Below are 1607 nucleotides of genomic sequence, written 5' to 3'. Positions count from 1 at the left end.
CGGCCTCGTCCACCGCCAGTGCCGCACCCAGCAGCTCAGCAGACAGCCCGGCGTCCGGCTCGACGTCCAGCAGACCGAACCGCCCCGGATGCTCCAGCTGGGCGGAACGCACCAGTCCCCTGACCGGAGCGTCCGTCAGGTCCTCGGCGCCCTCGGACGCGCCGACGACGAAGATCAGACGGGACCCGGCAAACCTCTCGTCCGCCAGCCAGTCCCGCACGAGGTCCAGGGCCCGAGCGGCCGCCTGGTGCGCCGACTCGACGACGTCCGGAAGGCAGTTCGTCACGGCGACCAGCACCGTGCCGGGCACGTCGTGCTCCGCCAGCGCCTCCAGGTCGGAGGCGGTGAGCAGACGGTCCACATCGGTGGTAAAGGAAGCGAGGATCTCGGCGCCGAGCAGTGCGACCGGTTCCGACGAAAGGGTGCCGGTCACGGCCCGGGCGGGTACCCAGTCCACGTGGTAGAGGGGCTTCGTACTGTTCTCAGACCCGCCGCCGGCGGCCGAAGCGGACCGGACGACGAGGGACTCCACCGAGGCGACGGGCGCGCCGACCGGGTCGGCCAGCTCCACGGCCAGGGAGTCGTCACCGGTCCTGGTCAGCCGGACGCGCAGCGCCGAGGCGCCGGACGCGTGCAGGCGCACGCCCTCCCAGGAGAAGGGCACACCGCCGGGCGCGGTGCCGTCGTCGTCGCCGAAGGCGAAGGAGGCGTGCAGGGCGGCGTCGAAGAGTGCGGGGTGCAGTCCGAAGGTGCCGCCGTCGACGTCGTCGTTCAGCGCCACCTCGGCGAAGACCTCGTCACCCCGGCGCCAGGCGGCCCGCAGGCCCTGGAAGACGGGACCGTAGCGAAGGCCGGCCTCGGCCAGGAGCTCGTAGCAGTCGGTCACGTCGACCGGGCGTGCGTCCTTCGGCGGCCAGACGGAAGCGTCGAAGTCGGAGCGTACGGCGGTCGCCTCGTCGGCCAGCGCACCTTCCGCGTGCAGGGTCCAGGAGCCGCGGTCGTCGTCCCCGTCGTGCCGCGAGTGGACGGCGACGCTACGGCGGCCCGCCTCGTCCGGTTCGCCCACCGTGACCTGGATGCGCGCGCCGCCGTGGGCGGGCAGCACCAGCGGAGCCGACAGCGTCAGTTCCTCGACCGTGTCGCAGCCGACCTCGTCGGCCGCGCGGATCGCCAGCTCCAGCAGTGCCGTGCCCGGTACGAGTACCGAGCCCTGCACCGCGTGGTCGGCCAGCCACGGCTGCGACTGGAGCGACAGCCTGCCGGTGAACACCATTCCGTCGGCGCCGGCCAGTTCGACGGCCGCGCCCAACAGCGGATGCCCCGGGGCACCGAGGCCTGCCAGGCGGATGTCACCGGTGCCGGTGGCGGATCCCACGGGCCAGAAGTACTCGTGCTGAAAGGCGTACGTCGGCAGGTCCACCGGGCGACCGCCCGTCCCGTCGAGCACCGTCGCCCAGTCGGCGTGACCGCCACGGACGTACAGCTCGGCCAACGCCGTCAGGGCGACGGTGACCTCGTCGCGGTCCTTGCGCAGCAGTGCGACGAGCAGGGCGTCGTCGCCGGCGCTCTCGCGTGCCATGCCGCTGAGCACACCGTCCGGACCCAGC

Annotated in this window: 1 protein-coding gene; it reads right to left on the bottom strand. The window is 73.2% G+C overall.

Features of this window, described 5'->3' with window-relative positions:
• Nucleotides 1-1579, bottom strand: a 1579-nt coding sequence (locus ACFWVE_RS35000) for a polyketide synthase dehydratase domain-containing protein (protein WP_384023296.1), incomplete at its 3' end; no start/stop codon positions are given.
• Between the last annotated feature and the right edge of the window lie 28 nt (nt 1580-1607).

The sequence above is a fragment of the Streptomyces sp. NPDC058632 genome, assembly GCF_042717095.1.
In the GTDB taxonomy this organism is placed as follows: Bacteria; Actinomycetota; Actinomycetes; order Streptomycetales; family Streptomycetaceae; genus Streptomyces.
Note: the sequence above shows the minus strand (reverse complement) of the source record. Positions and strands in the feature narration are given on the sequence as shown.